This window comes from Psychroserpens sp. NJDZ02 (assembly GCF_004843725.1).
Classification (GTDB): Bacteria; Bacteroidota; Bacteroidia; order Flavobacteriales; family Flavobacteriaceae; genus Olleya.
On record NZ_CP039451.1, the window covers coordinates 3,837,713 to 3,861,549 of the forward strand.

At 28.9% G+C, this 23,837-nt stretch carries 23 protein-coding genes; all 23 read left to right on the forward strand.

Annotated features, from left to right (window positions below):
* Positions 1-67 precede the first annotated feature (67 nt).
* The 23 genes from E9099_RS16915 to E9099_RS17025 all read left to right on the forward strand — a co-directional run bounded on the left by E9099_RS16915 (position 68) and on the right by E9099_RS17025 (position 23,820).
* Positions 68-625 carry a hypothetical protein gene (locus tag E9099_RS16915; protein ID WP_136584693.1) on the forward strand — a complete coding sequence of 186 codons (558 nt, stop codon included), beginning with the start codon at positions 68-70 and terminating at the stop codon, positions 623-625.
* A gap of 51 nt (positions 626-676) precedes the next feature.
* On the forward strand, positions 677-1,255 hold the full coding sequence (locus E9099_RS16920; protein WP_136584694.1) for a hypothetical protein: 579 nt from the start codon (positions 677-679) through the stop codon (positions 1,253-1,255).
* A complete protein-coding gene (locus E9099_RS16925; protein WP_136584695.1) occupies positions 1,248-2,162 on the forward strand; it encodes a hypothetical protein in 915 nt (304 codons plus the stop codon). The genes E9099_RS16920 and E9099_RS16925 overlap by 8 nt, the downstream gene beginning before the upstream one ends.
* 269 nt (positions 2,163-2,431) lie before the next feature.
* Positions 2,432-2,920, forward strand: coding sequence for a hypothetical protein (locus tag E9099_RS16930; protein ID WP_136584696.1), 489 nt, complete (start codon positions 2,432-2,434; stop codon positions 2,918-2,920).
* A 464-nt stretch (positions 2,921-3,384) separates the two neighbouring features.
* Positions 3,385-4,458, forward strand: a complete 1,074-nt coding sequence (locus E9099_RS16935) for a hypothetical protein (RefSeq protein WP_136584697.1) — start codon at positions 3,385-3,387, stop codon at positions 4,456-4,458.
* A 341-nt stretch (positions 4,459-4,799) separates the two neighbouring features.
* Positions 4,800-5,603: a BatD family protein gene (locus E9099_RS16940; RefSeq protein ID WP_136584698.1), complete on the forward strand. Its 804-nt coding sequence runs from the start codon at positions 4,800-4,802 to the stop codon at positions 5,601-5,603.
* 563 nt (positions 5,604-6,166) lie between these two features.
* The gene (locus tag E9099_RS16945) at positions 6,167-7,060 is read left to right on the forward strand and encodes a hypothetical protein (protein ID WP_136584699.1); all 894 of its coding nucleotides are present in this window, start codon (positions 6,167-6,169) and stop codon (positions 7,058-7,060) included.
* Positions 7,061-7,172: 112 nt separating this feature from the next.
* Positions 7,173-7,385 carry a hypothetical protein gene (locus E9099_RS16950; protein ID WP_136584700.1) on the forward strand — a complete coding sequence of 71 codons (213 nt, stop codon included), beginning with the start codon at positions 7,173-7,175 and terminating at the stop codon, positions 7,383-7,385.
* Between the two features lie 233 nt (positions 7,386-7,618).
* Complete coding sequence (locus E9099_RS16955) at positions 7,619-7,948, forward strand: hypothetical protein (RefSeq protein WP_136584701.1); 330 nt, start codon at positions 7,619-7,621, stop codon at positions 7,946-7,948.
* A 477-nt stretch (positions 7,949-8,425) separates the two neighbouring features.
* A complete protein-coding gene (locus E9099_RS16960) occupies positions 8,426-9,646 on the forward strand; it encodes a S41 family peptidase (RefSeq protein WP_168800774.1) in 1,221 nt (406 codons plus the stop codon).
* Positions 9,647-9,972: 326 nt separating this feature from the next.
* Positions 9,973-10,185: a transposase gene (locus E9099_RS16970; protein WP_136584704.1), complete on the forward strand. Its 213-nt coding sequence runs from the start codon at positions 9,973-9,975 to the stop codon at positions 10,183-10,185.
* A gap of 132 nt (positions 10,186-10,317) precedes the next feature.
* On the forward strand, positions 10,318-11,982 hold the full coding sequence (locus E9099_RS16975) for a hypothetical protein (RefSeq protein WP_136584705.1): 1,665 nt from the start codon (positions 10,318-10,320) through the stop codon (positions 11,980-11,982).
* Between the two features lie 2 nt (positions 11,983-11,984).
* On the forward strand, positions 11,985-12,437 hold the full coding sequence (locus E9099_RS16980) for a hypothetical protein (RefSeq protein ID WP_136584706.1): 453 nt from the start codon (positions 11,985-11,987) through the stop codon (positions 12,435-12,437).
* Positions 12,438-13,299: 862 nt separating this feature from the next.
* On the forward strand, positions 13,300-13,647 hold the full coding sequence (locus tag E9099_RS16985; protein ID WP_136584707.1) for a hypothetical protein: 348 nt from the start codon (positions 13,300-13,302) through the stop codon (positions 13,645-13,647).
* A 54-nt stretch (positions 13,648-13,701) separates the two neighbouring features.
* A complete protein-coding gene (locus tag E9099_RS19315) occupies positions 13,702-13,860 on the forward strand; it encodes a hypothetical protein (protein WP_168800775.1) in 159 nt (52 codons plus the stop codon).
* A gap of 339 nt (positions 13,861-14,199) precedes the next feature.
* On the forward strand, positions 14,200-14,763 hold the full coding sequence (locus tag E9099_RS16990) for a carboxypeptidase-like regulatory domain-containing protein (RefSeq protein WP_136584708.1): 564 nt from the start codon (positions 14,200-14,202) through the stop codon (positions 14,761-14,763).
* 477 nt (positions 14,764-15,240) lie between these two features.
* Complete coding sequence (locus tag E9099_RS16995; protein ID WP_136584709.1) at positions 15,241-16,563, forward strand: hypothetical protein; 1,323 nt, start codon at positions 15,241-15,243, stop codon at positions 16,561-16,563.
* Positions 16,564-16,927: 364 nt separating this feature from the next.
* Entirely contained in the window at positions 16,928-17,311 is a 384-nt protein-coding gene (locus E9099_RS17000) for a hypothetical protein (protein WP_136584710.1), read from the forward strand.
* Positions 17,312-17,533: 222 nt separating this feature from the next.
* Positions 17,534-18,169, forward strand: a complete 636-nt coding sequence (locus E9099_RS17005) for a hypothetical protein (RefSeq protein ID WP_136584711.1) — start codon at positions 17,534-17,536, stop codon at positions 18,167-18,169.
* A gap of 249 nt (positions 18,170-18,418) precedes the next feature.
* A complete protein-coding gene (locus E9099_RS17010) occupies positions 18,419-18,922 on the forward strand; it encodes a hypothetical protein (protein WP_136584712.1) in 504 nt (167 codons plus the stop codon).
* A 163-nt stretch (positions 18,923-19,085) separates the two neighbouring features.
* Positions 19,086-19,463 carry a hypothetical protein gene (locus tag E9099_RS17015; protein ID WP_136584713.1) on the forward strand — a complete coding sequence of 126 codons (378 nt, stop codon included), beginning with the start codon at positions 19,086-19,088 and terminating at the stop codon, positions 19,461-19,463.
* Positions 19,464-21,256: 1,793 nt separating this feature from the next.
* The gene (locus E9099_RS17020) at positions 21,257-22,756 is read left to right on the forward strand and encodes an SH3 domain-containing protein (RefSeq protein ID WP_136584714.1); all 1,500 of its coding nucleotides are present in this window, start codon (positions 21,257-21,259) and stop codon (positions 22,754-22,756) included.
* A 476-nt stretch (positions 22,757-23,232) separates the two neighbouring features.
* The gene (locus tag E9099_RS17025) at positions 23,233-23,820 is read left to right on the forward strand and encodes a Crp/Fnr family transcriptional regulator (protein ID WP_136584715.1); all 588 of its coding nucleotides are present in this window, start codon (positions 23,233-23,235) and stop codon (positions 23,818-23,820) included.
* Positions 23,821-23,837 lie beyond the last annotated feature (17 nt).

Below are 23,837 nucleotides of genomic sequence, written 5' to 3' on the forward strand. Positions count from 1 at the left end.
AAAACAGTCCTATTTTAATTATAACCTATAGTGTTGCATTAAATTTGGCTTGCAACGATGACCATTTATGAAAAACACGTATATACTACTATTAAGCTTATGTTCTTTTTTATACTGTAAGTCGCAAACAACAACCAAAATTGTAGACACCTTTATTACCTCCTATAATAGCAAAGACTCCATTGTAACGTCTCAAATATTACATAAAGATTTTGTAGAATTATGGAAAAAAGACACCGTCATAAAAGGACCAACTAACTACTTTAAACATTATGCTTGGGGCAAAGTCATGCATGACAAAGAGGAAATTAAAATAATACAAGCAGATTCTAATAGCGTAATAACTAGGTCCACATATTATTCGGATAGAGATAGATTACTAAATATTACGCCCTATAAATCTCAAAGAACTTACACCATCAAGGATCATCAAATTATAAAAATTGTAGGTCAAGGTTTTCAATATTACAAAGCCTATGACCAACCCAGAAGAAAAAAATACGACCGTTTTTTTAGTTGGTTAAAGCAACACCATAATCTAACCACATTTGATTTCCCTTTTGATGCAAAAGGTGCTGTAAAATTAAAAAAAACACTATTAGACTATACTAAAAATGGGCAGTAACGCCTATAAAACAAGACTATAAAGTAGTAATCCTTTTAATATATTAATACAATGCATACGCTTTTTAATACACTCTTTTTTGTTTTAATCATCACGTTTTATAGTGTCAATATAAATAACAAAACAATTGTCGAATCTTATATTGAAGCTAGAAACAACTATGATATCTCAAAAATAGTAACTCTTGTGGATAGCGCCTATCAAGAGATTTATTACGATGGCACCTTAGAAATTAAAGATATAGCACATCTCAAACAAACTATATTATTTGGAAAAGAAATAGACTCCAAAATTAAATTAGTAAGCCTAACGTCTAAAAATAATACAGTAACAACCTTAGAAGAAAATAGTAATTATATAGACAGTGCGCTGGGCAGAAAGTTGAGAACATTTAAAATTAGTTATACCTTTAAAAACGGAAAAATTTTAAAGCAAAAAATAGAACCTATAAAAGGCCATAAAGCGATCGTAAAATTTAATGACGCCTGTTGGGATACGTTTCTTAAATTTTGTAAAAAGCATGATATTAATTATCAGAGTGACACCATGGATTCCGATTTGGGTCGTAGCTTAAAAAAAGCGTTAGGTAGATATGTAGACGCTAAAAACACTATACAATCAAATGAGTAAAACAATTACCGCAAGACCAAAAAGTATCATACTATTTATTTTAATATTCTGTTTCATAATAAGCCTTGGTTTAATCATACTGCTGTATACTAAAAACGAAATCGTGGTATTTTTAAGGTTGTTTATCGCTTTTGTTGTTTTCTCCATGTTTTATACCTTTAAACAACTTACTTATTTAAGCGTGCATACAAACTATATTAAAACCGGATTTTTTACCAAATATAAATACCAGGATATCGCTAGTATAACATTGTACGATCACACAAAATATAGGTTTTTATTTTTCCCTATGGTAGAAGCCTGTTTAACCATAACCTTAAATAATGGTAAAAAAATAGTTGTCCAAGATAACTATTGTGCTAATTTATGGAAGCTCCGTTGGTTTTTAGAAAACCGATTTATAAAAAACAACACCGCTTTCAATTTTAATTTTAAGCCTAATTTTGATTGCAACACTAACCTTAATACAACCAGTCCAATCACTTTAGTAACTAAAGCACTCCCTTTTATTTTAGTGCTGGCTTTAGTCACTTTGATAAGCAGTAGTTTAGCCGCCTATTGTAATATAGATCACGCCGAATGGTTTATAATTACCAGTGCTTTATGCGTTTTTATATTGCTAATAATAGCTGCAAGATCAAACTATATAGAAAGCTGTGATAAAGCCTTATACATTAAAAATTTAGTGTTTAAAAAACAAAAGACACCATTAGCCTTAGATCAAATTAATCATATTGAATTAAAACTAATAAGTCACGGAAAAGGAAGTACTACACAACTAATCATACACATGGTTTACCATAAAGTCTATCGTTTTTCAGTGGATGATCTCAAGCAAGAACGCCTCCAAAATATGATTAGTCAGCTAAACAAGCTTAACATTAGGTTTCAAGATTTAAGAGGTTAAAGTCCATCACTACATAGGGCTACTTTTGTATTAATTACAGCCCTTTGTGGATTCCCGTAAAACTATGCCAAAAACAGTAATTATCTTTGGGTAAATATACGTAGTTCTACGTATTGTATATGGAATTTATAAAGTGTAGCTTCGCTAAACCAATTACAAACAGGTACTTAATTTATGGGTATCCCTTAATATTTACGGGGTATGTGGAATAAAAGTCTCCATATAACGAGTTGTGCCACATTTTAGAAACCAAACTAAAAACAAAAAATATGTGGGTTAAAGCCTATATTAAATATAAAACGAACGATTTAACTGAATGTGATTTACTCTTTAAACATGGTAAAATCCAAGAAGTAAATATGGAATTTTTTAAAAATATAAAAGCTTTTCAAAACAATTCCGAATTAGCAGATAATATTGAAATATTGAAAACATACAATCCAGATGCTACAAATAATTTCTGTAAATATTTCATAAAAAAATCAATCGCGAAAGAAGTTCATTTAATGTATTTGGATTTAACTTATTTTAGATATTTAAAATTACAATGGCAACTAAAATATTTTTTAATACAATCACGTGACTTTAAAATGTCAATTCTTAAATATCTAGCAATAGCCTTATTAGGTTTTATTGGCGGATTTATATTTCAAAAAAACAAAGTTGAAGACAAAGTTCCGAATAATAGTGACAGAATTGAATTAACAAAATCTACTGATTCAATAATTGCTGATAAAAAAACGGATACTTTAAAATGATATTTAACGGAATTAAAAACGTGGCACAACAAAGTACTGTGTTAAAAACAAGTGAAATCTCATTAATTTTTCACGAACGTACTTTTATATTCTTTATCAAATATTAACCCTGATTTAGCAATGGCAAAGGCTTGTTTTAATAAACAAACTTTTAGAAATTACGCTTATAAGCACGAAAATGATTTAAAAGGAAACTCATTAATTTTATATTTAATAGAAAAAGATAAATTCATTAAAATGGATTGTTTGATAATAAAACTATGCTAAAAACAGTAATTATCATTGGGTAAATAATTAGTATAAATATACGTAGTTCTACGTATTGTATATCGTATTTATAAAGTGTAGCTTCGCTAAACAAATTAACACCAGGAACTAAAGTTGCGGATGTCCCATAATATTTACGGGATATTTGGAACAAAAGTCTTTATATAACGAGTTGTAGCCACAATAAAAAAAACACTATGGGAACTTATAGCCGAATGGCAGATGAAATAGAAGAATTTGATCATATGTTAGATTTTTTTAAGGAAGTATATAGTAACACTAATATTATCAAAAAAAATAAATTTCTTAAAATTATACAATTCTTGTATAATTTCAGCAGCCTAGGACAAATTAACGAAGCTAGTTATATAAAAAACAGATTACTTCCTGAATATAAAAGATTACAATCTTTAACACAAATTAGCAATAATGATTTAGCAGAGTCAAACGATATGCTAAAGCAACTTTATGAAAAATTAAGTTCAAGTAGTTTGTTAGAAACTAAACATTATTCAAATTCTGAGAAATACTATAACAATAGAATTGTAGAGTTAGAAAAAAGAGAACTCGAATTAAAAAACATTCTTGCACACAATCAAAACGCAAATAAAGAACAAAAAAAAGTCTCTGAAGAAACTAAGAAAAAGCTTTCAGGTATTGAGAATGAATTAAACCAGAAAAAAAGGGAATTAGAAATAAAACAAAAGCAAGAAGATGCAAAAAGTGACTGGGAACAAAAAATAAATGATACATTCACACAACTTAAAGATTACTTAAAACCTATAAAGCAAGAACATAATAGATTAAATGTATTGTACTATGTCTTTGCTGGCCTTTCAATTATAACAGTAATTATCATTTCTACAATCGAAATGAATGCTGTCTATAAATTAGCGTCTAATAAAGATTTTCCAAACTTCGAACAATATTTAATGCTTTTCTTACCATTACCAATTGCAGGTGCTTTAATGTGGGGATTTGTTTTTCAAATGAACAGAGCACAAAGACAACTCATCGCTATTTCTAATAATATTCACAATATAAATTATATACAAGGTCTATTAATTTCAATAAATAATTTATCCCCTAATATCAATGATGGCATATTAAGAATTAATAACGCACTTGATAAAATAATATCTAATCACCTAAAAAATAAACCAATAATTTCTGAGTCAGAACTTTTAAAAGAGGAAAATAAAGATAAAAACAGTACTGTTGATTTAGATAAATTATTGAAACTCATTAAAACCGTAAAGGAGTCAGTATAATAAATACTGTGGCTAATCGAGTAGACGGCTCCGACTAAAATAGCCGGAGTGCGCTCTCACACCACCGCACGTACGTAACTGCGTTTGTCCTTTCGTCTCTATTGCGACCAACAATAGCACTCAGGAACGTATACGGCGGTTCACCAAATTGAAGTTTGCCTATTATTAATATAATCTAACAAAGGCTTATACCCTTTTCGTTTAAGCCGTATATAATTAATTGCTAGTTTTTTAGCTTGCTTACGAAAATTGTTCTGAATGTTCTATTTGTTTTTTATTTGCTAAATTAGTTACTTATACACGACACTAATCATATACAAACACAGTTAGTAACAAAACAAATGAAAAACCAAATTACATTAATAATATCTATCTTTTTGACAATGAATGCTTTCTGTCAAACTGATGCACCTAAATCTATTTTGGTTACTAAATTTTATAGTTTTGAGACACTTGCTTTAGTTGTAAGATTTGACAAAGGAATAGATTCTATAAATTTCCCAATTGATACAAATCTGATTAAATCCAAAAACAAAACATTGGATATTAATGGTCAAAATTTATCTCCAAAAAAAATATATTATGACTATCGATTTACTGCAAAAATTGATACAACTTACAAATTACCTTCAGCAAAACTTTGGTCAAATAATAAATCTTACGAAATTCCAATAGACGAATATGTGATTCTTAAAAAACCTGTCAAACTCTCTAAACTTGATTCCCTAAAATTGGCTGATGAACAAGAAGTTGATAGAATAGACAAATATAAAGCTGCTGCAAAAGAAAGACTTGAAGGGGAAATTGCATCTCGAATTTCAAAGAATATAAATGATAGAGCTTTATTACTTTGGACAGATAAAAATATTTTTAAAATAAATGACCGTTTTAAGATTGTTATTGAAAGCAATATGAATTTTGACAAAACAAGTATTTCAATGGAGTTTATAGAGAATTTAAGTGAGAAATTTAATGTAGAAAAAGCAGGGATTTCGACACTTTATGAGAATGGATTTGAATATCATTACATATATTTTATTTGCAAAGCTTCAGCAACTGGAAAAATAAATATTGAACCTTTAGAAATTAAAATTGAAAAGAAAAAGATAAAAACCAACGAATTGAATTTTGAGATAATTGATTGACCTAAGTAATAGTAATAAAAGCCCAGTTACCAACAAAGTACTGTGTTAAATACAAGTAAAATCGCATTAATTTTTCACTAACGTCCTTTTATATTCTTTATCAAATATTAATCCTGATTTGGCAATAGTAAAGGCTTATTTTAATAAACAAACTCTTAGAAATCAAGATTATAAACACGGAAATGATTTAAAAGGACGCTCACTGATTTTATATTTAATAGAAAAAGATAAATTCATTAAAATGGATTGTTTGATAATAAAACTATGCTAAAAACAGTAATTATCTTTGGGTAAATTTTAGTGTAAATATAAGTAGTTCTAAGTATTGTATATCGTATTTATAAAGTGTAGCTTCGCTTAACCAATTACAAACAGGAACTTAAGTCACGGATATCCCTTAATATTTACGGGATATTTGGAACAAAAGTCTTTATATAACGAGTTGTAACACATTCTGAAACTAAAAGAATAACAAAAGTAGTAGCTTTTGAAATTTGATGTTGAAGAACTAAAAAAAATATAAAAAACCACAAGTTTCTTCTCAAACAAAAAAGTGAACCTAAATGATATCAAAAATTAATAAATTCTTATTTTATACTTTAGATAATGCTAATTTAATTCAACATATTGGAGAATCAAGAGAAAAATGTATTGATTCCCAATTGGACGAAAATGAAAATAGAAAATTCGAAAAAAAAACACAAGCTTTATTCGATTTAATTAATTTCGATTTTCAACTAGAAGAATATGGTAAAGCAAATTGGTTTATTGAAAGCTCATATGAAGACTGTGATATGGAAAACCTAAAAAGCTATCTATTATCAATCAATCAAACTGAAACGGTTAATTCTATAACATCATTTTACAAATTCTATAAAAAAAACATTAAAGATTTTGAATATTTAAAACCTTATCCAAAAGACTTTGAGAAGAAATTCGATGAATTAACAAGTAAAATGGAAAGTGAAGGTATTATAATTTGTAAACTAAATGAAAGCATTGATGTAGTTGCAGATACTATTAGACGAAACCCTAATAATTATTGTAGAGATGAAAATGGGCAATATTTAGAGCGTTTTTTTAATGGGTTTTTAGGTTATAAAGCAAATAATGGGAATCTTTTCAAGGAATATAATTTTTTCTTGGGTAAACCACATGGATTATGTCTAGATTATGATATACATACTCAGAATAAAAAAAAACTTAGTGTATTTAATAAAGGTGAATTAGTAATAACCTTAAAACAATGGGATTATGATGGTGCTCTTAAATATGAACGAACATTTGACAATGAAAAAATTTGGAATAAAGGTAATATCTCTATTGTTAAAGATTTTAGAAACGATTTAATGACTAATTATTATGACAACGGTAATAAAAGATATGAGGCAACTAACTTACATGATACAAATAAAATACTTAGAAAATGGGACGAAAACGGTAACATGATTGATTAGATCCTATTATTTAAGTTTCTATCGATTTAAAATCTATTTACATTTAATAATAACGTGTTACAACAAAGTACTGTGCTAAAAACAAGTAAAATCGCATTAATTTTTCACTAACGTGCTTTTATATTCTTTATCCAATATTAACCCTGATTTAGCAATAGCAAAGGCTTGTTTTAATAAACAAACTTTTAGAAATTACGCTTATAACTACGGAAATGATTTAAAAGGAAGCTCACTGATTTTATATTTAATAGAAAAAGATAAATTCATGAAAAATGGATTGTTTGATAATAAAACTATGACAAAAACAGTAATTATCTTTGGGTAAATAATTAGTATGAATATACGTAGTTCTACGCATTGTATATCGTATTTATAAAGTTTAGCTTCGCTTAACCAATTACAAACAGGAACTTAAGTTAGGGATATCCCTTAATATTTACGGGATATGTGTATTAAAAGTGTTTATATAACATGTTGGCGACAAGCAGAAAAATGAAATCGAAACTCTTATCAATATTCATAATAATTCAATTTCTTTCTTGTAAAACCGAAAGAAAAATGATTTTTTCAGATTTTGTAGAGGTAGAAAAAATTGAAAAAGTAATAATGAGTAATAACTCTGGGGAATTCATATTATCAACTGAGCAACTTACAAAATTCAAAAGACAGATTTCCTCATTAATCTATGAACCTGATATTACGGTGAAATTAGGAGCAATACATATGACCTTGATTATTGACAATAAAAAATATGATATAGCAACTGCAACACATGGAGATTTTGTTGAGATTGATTATGATTTAGTAACTAAAAATAAATCGGAATTTAGTAATGTTTTCTTTAAAACTAACGGAATAAATTTTGACAATTATAAAAAAACGGAATAAAACCAGTTACCAACAAAGTACTCTGTTAAAAAACAAGTAAAATTTCATTAATTTTGCACTAACGTACTTTTATATTCTTTATCAAATATTAACCCTGATTTAGCAATAGCAAAGGCTTGTTTTAATAAACAAACTTTTAGAAATCAAGCTTATAAGCACAGAAATAATTTAAAAGGAAGCTCACTGATTATATATTTAATACAAAAAGATAAATTCATGAAAAATGGACTTTCTGATACTGCTACTACGCCAAAAACAGTAATTATCTTTGGGTAAATAATTAGTATAAATATACGTAGTTCTACGTATTGTATATCGTATTTACAAAGTGTAGCTTAGCTAAATAAATTAAAATCAATAACTTAAGCTGCGGATGTTCCATAATATTTTCGGGATATTTGGAACAAAAGTCTTTATATAACGAGTTCTACGCAATTTAAACCAACAACAGTACAATTTATGAGAAACCTGATTTTAATGACATTAATCCTTCTGAATTTTTCTTGTGCCAATTCACAGGAAAACAAGATTGACCAGAATAAAATAGAAGAAGATTTTGAGCAAATAATCTCAGATATTAAAAATAACTACATATATCTAAATGATAAAAAAGTAGATATTGATTGTATATATTCAAATTATAAGCAAAAAATAAAACTTATAGATTCTGAAGACCAAAGACTATTATTCTTTGAATATTTACTCGATGAATTTTATGATAGTCACGTTATGTTAATGAGAGCAATTAGACCATCATATAGATTAGATTCACCAATTTTCACAGTTACAAACAATGGTAAGGCCAAAATAAAAAATGTATGGCAAACTCAAATTGAGAATATTGATTTAAATATTATAGGTTCAGAAGTTTTAAAAATTAATGGAATCGACCTAATCACTAAAATTGAAAAGTTCCCTACTATTTGCAATGATAAAAACGATTTTGAAACAAGAAATTGGATTACAAATAAAATTATTGCCGGAAAATATAATGAACCAAGAGTTTTAACTCTTAAACTTTCTAATGGTAAAATTATAGATTTTGATTTAGACAAAATAAAACTAAAAAAAAAAAGTAGCCTTTTGACTCTTTCAACAATTAATAATATTGGAATTATTAGGCTAAATAATTCGCTTGGGCAAAATGCCTTAATTGAAAAATTTGATTCTGCGATTGATCGTTTACAAAACACAAAAGGATTAATCATAGACTTGAGAAATACAACAGGAGGTGGAAATAGTTATGTTGCTAGAGGAATTATGAGTAGATTTATTAATGAAAGTATGCCATATCAATTACATCAAATTTTTGATGAAAGTTGGGACAATCAACCAATAATAAAAAGGAGTTGGGCAGAACACGTAAGTCCAAGAAATAAGCAATATAAAAATCCAGTTGTTGTTCTTGTCGGAAAATGGACAGGAAGTATGGGAGAAGGTCTTGCAATTGGATTTGACGGATTAGGACGAGCGGAAATAGTTGGTACAGAAATGAAAAGACTTGCAGGAGGTTCAACAAACAATTTTCATCTTAAAAATGAGAATTTAGACTATAAACTAACCACTGAAAAATTATTTCACTTAAACGGAACACCAAGAGAAAAATATATTCCAGAAAATTATGTGAGTCAATCATCCACTGAAAAAGATGAAACTTTAGAGAAAGGAATTGAATTGATTAACAAAATGACGGAATAAAACTGCGTAGAACACCGGTAACCGTTGCACAACCCCTTAAAAAAGCATAAAAACAGCTTAAAATCTTTGATTTTAAGCTGTTTTTAATTTTAATACGTCATTTTTTCTCTAAAATGCAAGTGGCTTAAAACATAGTATTCGAAGGCTTATTAGGTGGTTTTTGATGCTTTTAATAAAAGCAAGTAGTCCCGCTATACTTTCTGGCCCGTTTTTAATATATTTTAAATACTTTTTAAGATTATAGGTTGTTGCGGATAGATGCATACATTTATTAGCTTGTTTAATCCCAAGGGTATTTACCTTACTCATGCCTAAAAAATGGGTTAGTGTACCAAATACAGGGGCTATCTGCTTTGTCGTTTTCCTTTCATATAGCTCCCTTTTTTGCTAATTGGTCGTCTCCTTTTTCCGAACAAAATATTTGTTACGAAAATGCGATGGCGGAACGTGTAAACGGAATTTTAAAAGATGAATTTTATCACGACCAAACCTTTGATAATGTGGCTCACGCTAAGAGAGCTGCAAAAAAATACAATTAATTGATACAACGAAGTAAGATTACACTTATCTTTAGATTATAAAACACCAAATATGTTATATAAATTATCAGTTTAATTCAATTTTAACCTGTAGCCATATTTCAGGACAAGACATTAAAGAAAGCTGTCAATATGAAAAAAACAGGATTTACAATAACATTTGAAGATGGAGAATCTCATACAAGATATTTAACTCCTGTAGGTATAAAAGATGCATATTGGCTAAATAGTAAAGGAAAACAATTACAACAAGTAGACAGATTTACAACAGAAGCTTTATTTGGAGAAAGCATTAAAATTCAAATTAATACATTTAATGTAAAAGACGGGAAAAAAATAGATGTGAAAATTAAAGCACAAATTGGAGGAAATATTATCCCTGATTTTGAAGAAATAATACATACCATAAAAGTTGAAAATAATAAAGCTATCTTAAAAGATTTTTATATTGACCCAAAATGGTATGATGAAACAGTTGAAAATTATTATTATGATACTACTCCTGTTAATGGATTTACCCCTAAAGCTCATCAAACATTAGTAAACCCAGATGAAGCTATTACATTTACTTTTGATGTAAAATTTAAGGATAAAGAATGGAGTACTTCAAAAAGCTTACCTAAACAAGATACTGATTACTTAAAACCCGTTTCTTATCGAAGAAATTATGAAGAATTAATAGGACTTATTAATATCAATGATGTTAGTCAAAAAGATATTAAAAATAATTATGAAAATAAATTTATTATAAATAAAAACAGTAAAGTAATTAAAGTCGTCGAAAAATTTATTAAAAAAATATCTTCTCAGGGTATAGAAGCAGCAGAGATACTTCACTTAATTGATGAGTACGCTCCTAAGCTCTGGAAAATTTCTGCAAAAGAAGTTCAAAAAAACAACTATGATGACCGCCCTTTATATTGGGCAAGAAATAAAATGTTAACCTACTTAAAACGTAACCCCTGCTATAAAGGTGATTTTAATTTAGAGACTTCCGAAGTTTATAAAGGGACTAAATTAGATACCGCTATCAATGATTTTGAGAATAAAAGCAGAAACTATACAGGTGTAGACTTCTCAAAAGCAAAAGCTGGAAATAAGAAAAAAATACTTATTACTGGATTTGACCCTTTTCAATTAAATCCTGACCCTAAATTCTCAACAAATATGGGTCCAGATTCAGCCGATACTTTTAACCCCTCTGGCATTGTTGCTCTATATTTAAATAAAAATAAAGAATTCCTTAATCAAGATATTTATATACAAACTTGTATCTTTCCTGTACGTTATGAAGATTTTGATAAAAAAGTTGTAGAAAAATTGATATCAAAACACATTTCAAAAGTAGATGCTATTATAACAACCAGTTTAAATGGAGGGAATAATTGGTTTGATATTGAAGCTGATGCAATAGAATATAGAGGAGGATTTCATGATAATATATGCATTGGTGGTCAAGACTACATTAAATACAATTACAATACTAATAGATTTGTACCTAATACTAGTATCACACATAATTTGACAACACTCCCTAAAAAGAAAATTTTTGGAAATAATTCTTCTTTAAAAATTAATGGCCTAAACGTCAAATTTGACTCTACAAAATTAAGTTCTTCAACAGAAGGTGGTGGAGGTAATTATTTATCAAACGAAATAATGTTTATTGCTACTTCAATAAGAGGTAAATCTAATAAACCCGTAGGTCATTTTCATTTAGCAAACCTTAGAAGTATAAACAGAGTTAATGAAGTGATAAATGTAACTTCAGAAATAATAAAAAAAATAATAAAATGATTATGAAAATTACAACTTTTTTAATAGCAATTTTTATTTATCAGTTTTCTTATTCACAAGCATGTGGTGGTGGAGAATTAACATTAGAATTTTACACTAAAAACAATCAACAATTAAAATATGAAATTAAAGAAGTAGAAATTATAGACGATGATTTGTTAAAAAACACAAACGTAGGAATAAAAATAGATTCTACTAACATGAAAGGCATTAAAGAATTAAAATTCGATAAAAATAAATTACCTGGATTTATTTCTCAGTCGATAAATTGCAATAATCATATAGTTGATAATCAACTAAAGTTTAAGACTCTTGAACTATTTAATAAAGTTTTCTTACTAAGGGTATGGAGTGAAAAGGAAGAAGTGAAAATCCTTATTGAATTATTTGGTGGGTGTAATAGAAAAAAAATAATTGTTATGTCAAAAGAACCTATGCTAATCCATAAAGACTAAATAAATAACGTTTTACAATCGAGTAGACGGCTCCGACTAAAATAGCCGGAGTGCGCCTCTCACACCACCGCACGTACGGGTCTCGTATACGGCGGTTCGTAAATCATCACGCCAAAGCTCTTTTCACCCTTGACACTATCTCCTAATTTAGGCATAGGCTACCACTAGTGCTCCTATGCGAATTTTGAAGAGAATCACGTTCAGTCCTTCCTTACTTGTGAGACCTTCTGAGGTATTCCCTCAACTCGTTTCCTGTAAGTACTATGACCTCTGCTGACTTCTCCAAATAGTCAACTCGTAACTTTGGAGACCTCCCCAGGTAATGGCATCCTCTTTCACTCAATCACTGCCGTATCTACATAGTTACCCTTTTGTTACTGTTTGGGCGTTACAATGATGTGCTTGCTTACCCGAATAACTATGCCTCTGTATACGATTTCTGTTCGTCAGTACCGAGTTTTGTTGTGGTATTTGCTCATTAATCAATCACAAATAGCCTTCAGATAAAACCTCACGGTTTTCACCCTTGCGACTTACTAATGCTTCAAGACGTTACTCCTGCGCATAAGGGACTTGCACCCTCTAGATTAATTATCTACCTTTAGGTAAATAAAAAGATGCCCATGCTGGGCACACACACTGTATAAAAAACATAGGACTTTTGTCTTAACTCCAAAAGTCTGTGTTAATTTATGAAGTCCGTCAAATATAAAATTTGGCATTTTCAACAAAAAATATAAAAGCAAAATATTATATTTGGCTAAGTGTCAAACCGAAACGATAGTGCTTATCAACTGCTCTACGTTTCTTATACTAAACGTTGTAAACAATTAAACCAATCAGAATCTGAAAATAGAACAATATGAAATTAGTAGGCTCGTACATTCAATATGGAGGAGGATTTAATAAGGATAATGTTGACAGAAAAGATATTTCTAATGCAATTGAATACTTGAGAAAAACTGATGATGAACACGCTGATTTTTGGATTGGAGTTTATGGAGATAAATCTGAAGAAAAAGTTCTAGAAATTAATAAATGGTTTGAGACTTTTCTACATCTAAATGACAATAAAAACACGTTTTATGCAACTAAACTTAATGACTTTGAGCAAATAACAAATTTGTGTGAGCTTTTCGTTAACGGAAAAATAGAAGAAGTTGAAAAAAAAATGATTGGATATAAATCTAAAATAACGCAAACTGACTAAAAAGTAATTACGGAATGAAAATAATTGTTTCTAGCAAAAAACTGATTGACAAAAATGATTTTTACTAAAGAGTCGAAAGACGACGAACTATATGTGTATATGAATGGGAAGCTCGTTTATAAAAGATGGTTAAAAACTGGACAATCAAAAGTTTTTGACTTAATGGCTTATGACAAATACACAGAGTATTCAATTAATGAAAACAAAAAATAACTGTTTACAATCGAGTAGACGGCTCCGACTAAAATAGCCGGAGTGCGCCTCTCATGCCACCGCACGTACGTAACTACGTTGGTCCTTTCGCCCCTATTGCTACTAGCAATACAACTCAGGAACGTATACGGCGGTTCACCAAATTGAAGTTTGCGTATTATTAATATAATCTAACAAAGGTTTATACCTTTTTCGTTGAAGCCGTATAAAAATAATGCTTAGTTTAGTACTTAATCAAGAGTTAGTGCATTTTTGCTACATCTGATTTTCCTGCGGAAAATCCTCGCATACAAACCCGCAACTATTCTTATACATAAACGTTAGGTATAATTAAAAAAAATGAGAATACTCTTCATCTTAATAATTGCGTTATTATACAATCTGCCTTCATATTGTCAAAATAATGAACAATTTGAATCGGGAAAAATATATAAGATTTATGGACAAATAACTGACGAAACGACTAAAGACACTCTAAATTTTGCAATTCTTGAATTTATGGATACAGATAACGGAAGAATTAAGGTAACAATGTCTGATTTTGATGGAATGTACTCGATATCGTTTTGCTCCAATAAAATAAAAAATGATACCCTTTTATTAAAAACGACTAAAGCATTTTATAAAGAGAAAAAAAGTTATTATAAAATTGATTCCGATACAATTATTAATATAAGTATGACTTTGGAAAAAGATAGAGTCTATACGGAAAAAGAACTTAAGAGATTAAAAAAAGGTATTGGGTTTTTCGAATGTGGAGTTGATGATAATTATTTAGTAGATGAAATGGCGTATCAAAAAAATGAAACAACTTATAGACATTATTGTAGCGGTTTGAAAAAAAAATATAGGAGTTTAATTGATGAGAATGCAGATTTTTCAGAATGGATTTTAGTTGAATAATAAAACTATACCTAATCGAGTAAACGGCTTCGACTAAAATAGTCGGAGTGCGCCTCTCAAACCACCGTACGCAAGTAACTACGTTGGTCCTTTCGTCTCTATTGCCACTAGCAATAGAGCTTAAAAACGTATACGGCGGTGCACCAAATTGAAGTTTGTGTATTATTAATATAATCTAACAAAGGCTTATACCCTTTTCGTTGAAGCCGTGTATAATTAATGGCTAGTTTTAGCTTGCTTACGAAAATTGTTCTGAATGTTCTATTTGTTAAATTATATGACAAAAAATAGTAATTATCTTTGGGGAAATAATTAGTATAAATATACGTAGTTCTACGTATTGTATATCGTATTTATAAAGTGTAGCTTCGCTAAACAAATAAAAAACAGTAACTAAAGTTGCGGATGTCTTGTAATATTTGTGGAATTAAAGTTTCCATGTAACTAGTTGCCAACAAAATAAAACAAGATAAATTAATGAAAAAATATTTAATTATTTTAACATTTTTACTTTTAAGTTGTAAAAAAAGCACCTCAGTAGAAAATAAAACTGACATATCAAAAAAAGCAGATAGTTTAAAAAAAGATTTAAAACCTTTAGCTCCTAAAAAAAAAGCTTACTTATGGTATGTTTCAGATTTTAAAGGAGTGAAATTAAGAAAAACTCCTGATGGAGAAATTATTAATACTCTACCTTATCGTGAGTGTGTTTTCAATTTGAAAGAATTAGATTCTACCTTTTCTAAAGAAGAAAGAGAAGAATGGATAAACGTTGAAGTGTCTAATTTTAAACATATTAGGGCTTTTGTTCCTAAATCTAAATTATCTTCCAAAAAACCTGTTTTCATAAAAAAGAATGAAATTTTATTTGACTCCATAGAAACTAGAGAATTACCCCTAAATGATACAATTGTTAATACTTATACTGGTAATAATAGATTAATGTGTAAGCAGCTAAAATTAGATGATTTTTTTCCAGATTGTGATAATTTTAATATCAAATATCAAGTAAAATTAAACGACTCAATTGTTTCATTATTTTGCCATTATATGGTTGAAGGTCCTGTCGATGCAGGAGAAGCACCAACAATGACTAAAATAATTAATTATCACCTTAAACACAAGATTATTGATATTCTTCCTATACGTTTAGATGATAATCGCCTTAATATTTATCATAAATTTGAAACAGTTTTTAACCTAAAGAAAGATACATTATCTATTTTTAATAAAGCTATTGATTCTGACTCTATTTGTAATGAAAAATTATATAAAATAGAATCTACAGGAAGGTTTATTGAAATATTTGATTTTGATAAAAAAAGCGACTTAAATATAGATGATTTTAATTATTTCTATTTAACTGAGAATAGTATCATCAACGATGAAATAAATGGGACTTTTAGTTTTAATAGCATCGATAGCTTGGAATTTAAAAAATTAAATCTTAGAAGGTTTTATGAAAATGGAGATTACATAAATATTAAGCATAAAACTGAAATAAAAAAAAGTGTAACTAGCGTTGTAGTAGAACATATTAATGAACTTGATGGCATAGTTGAAGTTAGACTTTTTAATTATGATAATAATTTTAATGTAATGGATAATTTAGTGCTTTATTCTAATTCTGAAACTAATAGAATTGTATATGAAATATTCAACGATGCTATATACATTACTAACACGAGTTTAGAAGCTGATGAACATGGTCTTTATAAAATATTGAAAACTGAGATATATAAAATTAATAATATTGGGCAATTTGTGGAACATAAAATCTTTAATGAACATAGAAAATAAAATTAATACTTAAGAATAATTAGTTACAAATCCTGTTGGCAATCAAGTAGACGCCTCCAACTAAAATAGTCGGAGTGCGCCTCTCACACCACCATACGTACGTAACTACGTTGGTCCTTTCGCCCCTATTGTTACTAGCAATACAACTCAGGAACGTATACGGCGGTTCACCAAATTGAAGTTTGCGTATTATTAATATAATCTAACAAAGGCTTATACCCTTTTCGTTTAAGCCGTATATAATTAATCGTAGACTTGTAGCTTACTCACAAAAGTTATCACTGATTTTATTTGTTGGTGTTTATTTACTAAATCTATTGTTTAAACGTCGTAACTAATCATACACAAAACCGTTCACAACAATATGAAAGCGCTCATCGTAACATTTATAATTTTAAATTTTTCATTAACTATTTCTGCTCAAAATAAAGCGTGCATTGATATCAAAAATGGAAATTTCAAATATCTAGATTCACAGTCTAACGAATTTATAGTGCAAAGAAAAGACTCAATACAAATTGATAGTTGTAACTCTGTGAATTTTGTAATACACAGCAAAATTAATTGGAAATCTGATTGTGAATATGAAATGACTATCTACAAAGTTAATGACACTTTGTATACTCCAATTATCGGCAAAACTTTTGAGTTTAAAATAGTAAATATAGAAAATGATAGTATAACGTTGATTACAAAAACTCTAAATAAAGAACGTAAAACTGAACGAATTATGCAGATTTTAAATTGAATAGTCGTACAAAACCTAAATCAACATAAAAAAAACGATAGTGCTTATCAACTGCCTTACGTTTCTGATACTTAAAATTATGAGGTGTTTTCAATGACTTTCACGGAAAACAGGGAAGTACACATAAAATAGATCTATTAGATTTACAAAATGAAAACTATTTTTACTCTGATATGTTGTATTTATTTATTCTCTTCCAAGGCACATTGCCAATCCAAAACAATGAATAAAAAACTAGTAGAAGTCTTTGATAATATTAAAAATATAGTTGCTACAGAACAAAAGGGTACTTCTTTTTATAATAGTAATTTTGAGGTCATTAATTTTAAATATAATAAAACTACAAAAACTATTCATTGGGCTAAAATTGTAAAAAGACCTGGTAAGCCTTTAACTGTTATAGAATATACCATCACCTATCTAAAGAAAAATACGATATTGTTTTGGAAAGGAGATTTAGTCTTAAAAAGCTCGGATTCTGAATATAAATCCATTGTTAATGATTTTGTTGCAGACGCTGAAGCTTTAGAGCAACATCACAAACAAGTCTTAAATGAAATTAAGAATGGAGAAATAATTCTATTAAAGATTGGACAAATTGTGCAATTAAAGGATGGACTTTCTTTAATGTTAAGGTATTTTACACATAAACGTAATTATTTTTTGAATCCTTCACAAGCGGTGGCTAATGTGCAAGTTATAATAGGTGATGGTACCGAAGAAGAGATAAATCTTAAAAGTCGTTCCTTAGCAGGACTATCTTATCCTAATGATACAATTACTTTAAAGGGATATGTTTTTCGGATAAGAGCGTTTTCGTATGATAAGTATATTGAGGTTTTAGTGTCTAAAAAATAGAATATTTTATATTTAATAGAAAAAGATAAATTCGTAAAAAATGGACTTTCTGATAATACTACTACGCCAAAAACAGTAATTATCTTTGGGTAAATATAAGTACTTCTACGTATTGTATATCGTATTTATAAAGTGTAGCTTCGCTAAATAAATTAAAATCAGGAACTAAAATTGCGGATATCCCATAATATTTTCGGGATATGTGGAGCAAAAGTTTTTATATAACTAGTTGTAAGCAATTCCAAAAAAATGAAACAATTCAAATTAATAACAGAGGGAGTTTTAGTAATTGCTTCTTCAAATTCGTTGAAAAAAAAATATGATAATGAAGAATTTGATTATAATTTTCCAGACGGAATTAATGAATTGATTAATCAAAATTCTATAATTGCTATTACAAATTCTGGAGGAGACAACATAATAGCTGAATACGACATAAATAAAAAGATTGAATATTATGACTATGACAAAGTTATTGAACAATCTATCGAATTTTCTGATAATGACGAACTGCTGATTCTATCACATTCAGAGTTTACTATGATTTGTGACAAAGATGGAAACTATAAAAACTATGGATTTCCAATAACATTTTCTGAACCAATGAAAAAAGGGAAATATATTGTTGAAATTGCCGTCAATGATGTTAGTGATGAGTTTGAAATCTATAAAGCATATTTCAAAATAATTATTAATTTAAAGACTCTAACAGGAGAAAAAATTGAGAATTTTATATGTGAATTGTGTGAATAATAAACTGCTTACAACACGGTATATAAAAAAATGCTCTTTTCACCTAAACCAAAGTTAGTTGCTTTGTTTGCTACTGCTGATTTTCCTTCGGAAAATCCTCGCACACAAACACGCAACTTTCCATATACATAAACGTTAGCAGTAATAGCAAAAATCGATTAACATGACTAAACTATTTACTTTATTATTATTCGTTTTTAGTTTATCAAACTATGCCCAAAAGAACGCTATGAATGACATAACCAATTTAGTACTCAATACAAAAACAGAGATAGACAATTCCATTTCTATTGAATTAACTAGATTCTCACACAAAATTGCAATAAGCCAAGCATCTTTAGCATCTTGTCATTTAATTATTTTTCAAGAGGAAAAAAAATACGAATTGATGCTTTCAATGTATCAAAGTGCAGATGGAATTGAGAAAGAGTATGAATCTATTAATTGGAATGAATATACAATTCAATTAAAACACATTAATTATAATGAATCCATTGATGTCGTAATTATTAAAAATGATATTTTAGTAACTAAAAATTAACGAGTAGATCAAGCCAATAAAATCATTATTGCCAAATATCCTGAATTTACCTTTGATTCTTTAAAATATGAAATTACAGCTTGGAAAAACACAAAAAAAACTATAATTAAATACAAACGTATTATCAGGTTTACTCCTCTTGATAAAAAGAATGAAAATTTACGGTACGATCTTGAAGTTAATGTAATCAACCAGAATATTTGGCCATTTGATCTCTGGGGATTTGACAAGTTTTACGTTCCCACCAAAGAAGAGCAAAGTAAAATTGATTTTGTTATAGAAAATTTTGGTTTACCTCGTAGAGGTTTTAATAATAGCATTATTGAAAACCCTGATTCGTATACTATAAACATTGATAATGAGACATCATTTAGCAATTATTCTATAGATAAGACAACAGGTAAAGTTCTTGAAGGAATGATAGAAGGAGCTCATTTTTAGACAATGCCACCCGAAGATTTTCCTGAACTAATAAAAACGGATCCACTTATTGAAATTAAATAATATGATATATTTTGTTTAATTAAATGCAGGTAGCAAATAATAACTACTGCCAATCGAGTAGACGGCTCCGACTAAAATAGCCGGAGTGCGCCTCTCACACCACCGCACATACGCAACTACGTTGGTCCTTTCGCCCCTATTGCTACTAGCAATAGAACTCAGAAACATATACGGTGGTTCGTAAATCATCACGCCAAAGGGCTTTTCCCCCTTGACACTATCTTCTAATTTAGGCATAGACTACCACTAATGCTCCTATGTGAATTTTGAAGAGCATTACGTTCAGTTCGTCCTTACGAGTGAGACCATCGGAGGTATCTCTGCTTGTTTCCTGTAAGTACTATGACCTCTGCTGATTGCTCCATATAGTTAACTCGTAACTTTGGAGACCTCCCTAGGTAATGGCATCCTCTTTCTCTCAATCACTGCCGTATCTACATAATTACCCTTTTTGTACTGTTTGGGCGTTACAAAGGTGTCCTTGCTTACCCGAATAACTATGCCTCTGTATACGATTTCTGTTTAGTTTATGCTGACCGTAGTCAAAGTATCAGTACCGAGTTTTGTAGTGGTATTTGCTCATTAATCAATCACAAATAGCCTTCAGATAAAACCTCACGGTTTTCACCCTTGCGACTTACTAATGCTTCAAGACGTTACTCCTGCGCATAAGGGACTTGACTCCTCTAGATTAATTATTTACTTTTACGCAAATAAAAAGATGCCCATGCTGGGCACACACACGGTATAAAAATAATTGCTATTTTAGGCTTAATCAAAGGTCGTTGCACTTTTGTTGCGTCTGATTTTCCTTCGGAAAATCTTCGCACACAAAAACGCAACTATTCTTATACAAATACATTATAAGCAATGTACTAAGTCACCATAATTATAAATTTTATGAATAAAGTAAAAAAGTGTCTGCAAAGGCTTGCGGAGAAATTCAGCTATCATTTTTTAGAAAAAGGTAATGATAATCCTTACAAAGATATTTCTTATTTGGATATAGTATTAACAGAGAATTGCACCGAGGAAGAAATTATAGAATTAGAGCTTTGAAGTGAATTGATATATGAGGATTAGTTTTATTAAAACAATAAATTAATCTATTCTTAAAAATCAAGAGGACGTAAAAAGATTTACAAAGTTTGCCTAAATATTAAATTTGCCATATTATGGAACAAAAAATAAAAGCAAAACATTTATATTTATCGGCGTATTAAAATTAAAATATAGTACATATACATAACCACACGTTTCTTATATTAAAACGTTAGTAATACTTAAAAATGATGAAAATATTTGTCTTTTCACTATTAACACTACTATTTATATCATGTGATAAAGTTGATGACTTTTCAGGCATTTGGTTCTCAGAAAAGAATCAAGTTTATATGGACATTGACCTTAACAACAGTAAATATTCTACATTAAAATTTGAAACTCACGGAAGAGTTTTTGATTGGAAACTGGACCACAAAATAAATAAGGAAAGTATTGATTTTTACTTAAATAAAAAAACGACACAAAATGATTTTTGGTATTTTTATCCTGAATATGACGGTCCAATAACAAATGGGATATTATTAAGCCTCACACAGATTTTCCCTGAAAGAAAAATCAAAAAACAATTCGATTTTTCTAATCTTTTAGTTCTTTCTTTAAAATACGACAACAATAAACTAATAGTAGACTGGAAGTTAAATAAAACAGCTTCTAATGGTTATAGCAATTTTGTAATAAACCCCTTTGAATACGAAAACACACTAGATAGATTAAACCCTGAAGAGATTTTATCGCTAGACTTTATTGAAGCTGACCCATTAAAAAAATCAAAAACAGAACAACTAACAAAATCAGAAATACAACAGAAAATAGAAGTAAAAAAAAAGACATCGGATACCCCTAAAACTTTTTTATATGTAACAGCCGAAAATGGCTTACTTATACGAGAATCTCCTGAAGGGGAAATCGTTGGGAAATTTATTTATGGCGAAAAAGTAGAAATTTTAGAGGTTACCAATACAGAAAAAACTATAATTGATAATGATAAAGAAATTAAAGGAAAATGGGTTAAGGTTAAATTTAATAACGATGATACTTATGTCTTTGATGGGTTTTTAGGTGAACCATATGATCTAACTAACCTACCAAAGAAAATAATAGGATTTCCTGTAGAATTTATTGAGTCAAGAGGAAAAGCTGTTCTTAAGCCAAAAAACTATAAAGTCTTTAATGAGAAACTAGTAAAAATTAACAACCTTAATATTGAAGCTAAAACGGAGGTAGAAGTCTTAAGACAAACAAAATTTAAAAGAGAAGAGAAAACAAATCAAGATTACTGTGATTGGTCTAATTATGTAGAAATAGTTTATAACAATCATAACTATATACTTTTTGGTGAAAATGTATTATTAATCACTCGTGAGGAAAATATAAAGTTACAAGAGAAAACCATTATTATAACTTTTGTTAAGAACTATATTCAAGAATCAACAGACGAAGATGGTTTGACATTTTGTGATGGACATGGTGATTTCACTAATATAATGATCAAAGAAAATAATGTTTTCTTTGTTATAAAAGACAAAAACAGCAACGCTACATTTGGGGTTATGAATAGTGATGGTGTTGGTGAATCTATTGGAAATTTTACAGTGGTAAATAACACAATTAACGCGCATATAGAGCAAAGCTTTCAAGAAGGAACAGGTAGTTATGATGTTAAATTATTTTATGATAATGGTTGGAAATATAAAGAATCAAATCTTTTGAGAAAATATCAATAAAATTAACTACTACTATTTCAACTAAAATAGCCTCATTACGCTTCTATCAATTCTTCACGTGCGCAATTACATTGCTCCTTTCGGCTTTATGCCTAATAGTAATAGCGCTCAGGAATGTTTACAGCGATTCTCTAAATTGAAGTTGGCTTATATTACTATACGCTAACAAACGTTGAGTGCCTTTTCAGTTAAGCCTAGAAATTGTCATAGTAGTTTTTAAAATAGACTTTTAGAGACTCCTTCCATTCAGCTTCTACCCCTACACATAAGAGACTTGCCCCCTCTAGATTATTTATTTACTTTTAGGTAACTTAAAGGAAGCTCGTGCTGGGTAAACAAAACATGTATAATTAATTGCTGGTTTTAAACAATTTACGAAAGTACTCGCAGACTTTCTATATGTGATTTATTCGCTATATTTAAGGCTTAAACCATGTAATTAAGCATACACAATCACATTGATACTAATTAAAAAAATGAAGAAATATCTACAAACATTTGATATTTTAACTGACCAGGAAATTGACCTTTTTGTAAGTAAAGTTCGGAATAAGAAATTGAAAAAGGATGCTTTTTTTATCAAAGAAAATCGAATATCCAAAGAAGTAGCATTTGTGGTTTCTGGTTTGTTTAGGTCGTTCTATTATTCGTCATCCGAAGAGGAAGTTACCTATTGTTTTACGTTTTCAAATTCTTTTGTTAGTGCTTACTCTTCGTTTTTATCTCAAAAAAAAACAATTGAAAATATTCAAGCATTAACAGATATAGAGTTATTAACTATATCAAGAGAAGACATTTTAATTTTAGAGAAATCAAGCACTAATTGGCTTAGATTTTTCAAATTAATTACTGAACAGGAATACATTAAAATGGAAAAAAGAGTTTTCTTATTGCAAAAAGAATCCGCAGAAAAAAAATACAAAGATTTACTAATAAATCAACCTGAATATTTACAATCAATTCCTTTACATTTTCTGTCTTCTTATTTAGGAATTACCCAAAGACATTTAAGCAGAATACGAAAAACGATTACGAATGAGACAAATGTCCTTTTTAAAAAGTAACGAAGTATTGTTCTTTG

Excerpts from the sequence above, each read along its gene's own strand:
- E9099_RS16915 (WP_136584693.1), top strand. The coding sequence starts at position 68 with ATGAAAAACACGTATATACTACTATTAAGCTTATGTTCTTTTTTATAC.
- E9099_RS16920 (WP_136584694.1), top strand. The coding sequence starts at position 677 with ATGCATACGCTTTTTAATACACTCTTTTTTGTTTTAATCATCACGTTT.
- E9099_RS16925 (WP_136584695.1), top strand. The coding sequence starts at position 1,248 with ATGAGTAAAACAATTACCGCAAGACCAAAAAGTATCATACTATTTATT.
- E9099_RS16930 (WP_136584696.1), top strand. The coding sequence starts at position 2,432 with ATGTGGGTTAAAGCCTATATTAAATATAAAACGAACGATTTAACTGAA.
- E9099_RS16935 (WP_136584697.1), top strand. The coding sequence starts at position 3,385 with ATGGGAACTTATAGCCGAATGGCAGATGAAATAGAAGAATTTGATCAT.
- E9099_RS16940 (WP_136584698.1), top strand. The coding sequence starts at position 4,800 with ATGAAAAACCAAATTACATTAATAATATCTATCTTTTTGACAATGAAT.
- E9099_RS16945 (WP_136584699.1), top strand. The coding sequence starts at position 6,167 with ATGATATCAAAAATTAATAAATTCTTATTTTATACTTTAGATAATGCT.
- E9099_RS16955 (WP_136584701.1), top strand. The coding sequence starts at position 7,619 with ATGATTTTTTCAGATTTTGTAGAGGTAGAAAAAATTGAAAAAGTAATA.
- E9099_RS16960 (WP_168800774.1), top strand. The coding sequence starts at position 8,426 with ATGACATTAATCCTTCTGAATTTTTCTTGTGCCAATTCACAGGAAAAC.
- E9099_RS16975 (WP_136584705.1), top strand. The coding sequence starts at position 10,318 with ATGAAAAAAACAGGATTTACAATAACATTTGAAGATGGAGAATCTCAT.
- E9099_RS16980 (WP_136584706.1), top strand. The coding sequence starts at position 11,985 with ATGAAAATTACAACTTTTTTAATAGCAATTTTTATTTATCAGTTTTCT.
- E9099_RS16985 (WP_136584707.1), top strand. The coding sequence starts at position 13,300 with ATGAAATTAGTAGGCTCGTACATTCAATATGGAGGAGGATTTAATAAG.
- E9099_RS19315 (WP_168800775.1), top strand. The coding sequence starts at position 13,702 with ATGATTTTTACTAAAGAGTCGAAAGACGACGAACTATATGTGTATATG.
- E9099_RS16990 (WP_136584708.1), top strand. The coding sequence starts at position 14,200 with ATGAGAATACTCTTCATCTTAATAATTGCGTTATTATACAATCTGCCT.
- E9099_RS16995 (WP_136584709.1), top strand. The coding sequence starts at position 15,241 with ATGAAAAAATATTTAATTATTTTAACATTTTTACTTTTAAGTTGTAAA.
- E9099_RS17000 (WP_136584710.1), top strand. The coding sequence starts at position 16,928 with ATGAAAGCGCTCATCGTAACATTTATAATTTTAAATTTTTCATTAACT.
- E9099_RS17005 (WP_136584711.1), top strand. The coding sequence starts at position 17,534 with ATGAATAAAAAACTAGTAGAAGTCTTTGATAATATTAAAAATATAGTT.
- E9099_RS17010 (WP_136584712.1), top strand. The coding sequence starts at position 18,419 with ATGAAACAATTCAAATTAATAACAGAGGGAGTTTTAGTAATTGCTTCT.
- E9099_RS17015 (WP_136584713.1), top strand. The coding sequence starts at position 19,086 with ATGACTAAACTATTTACTTTATTATTATTCGTTTTTAGTTTATCAAAC.
- E9099_RS17020 (WP_136584714.1), top strand. The coding sequence starts at position 21,257 with ATGATGAAAATATTTGTCTTTTCACTATTAACACTACTATTTATATCA.
- E9099_RS17025 (WP_136584715.1), top strand. The coding sequence starts at position 23,233 with ATGAAGAAATATCTACAAACATTTGATATTTTAACTGACCAGGAAATT.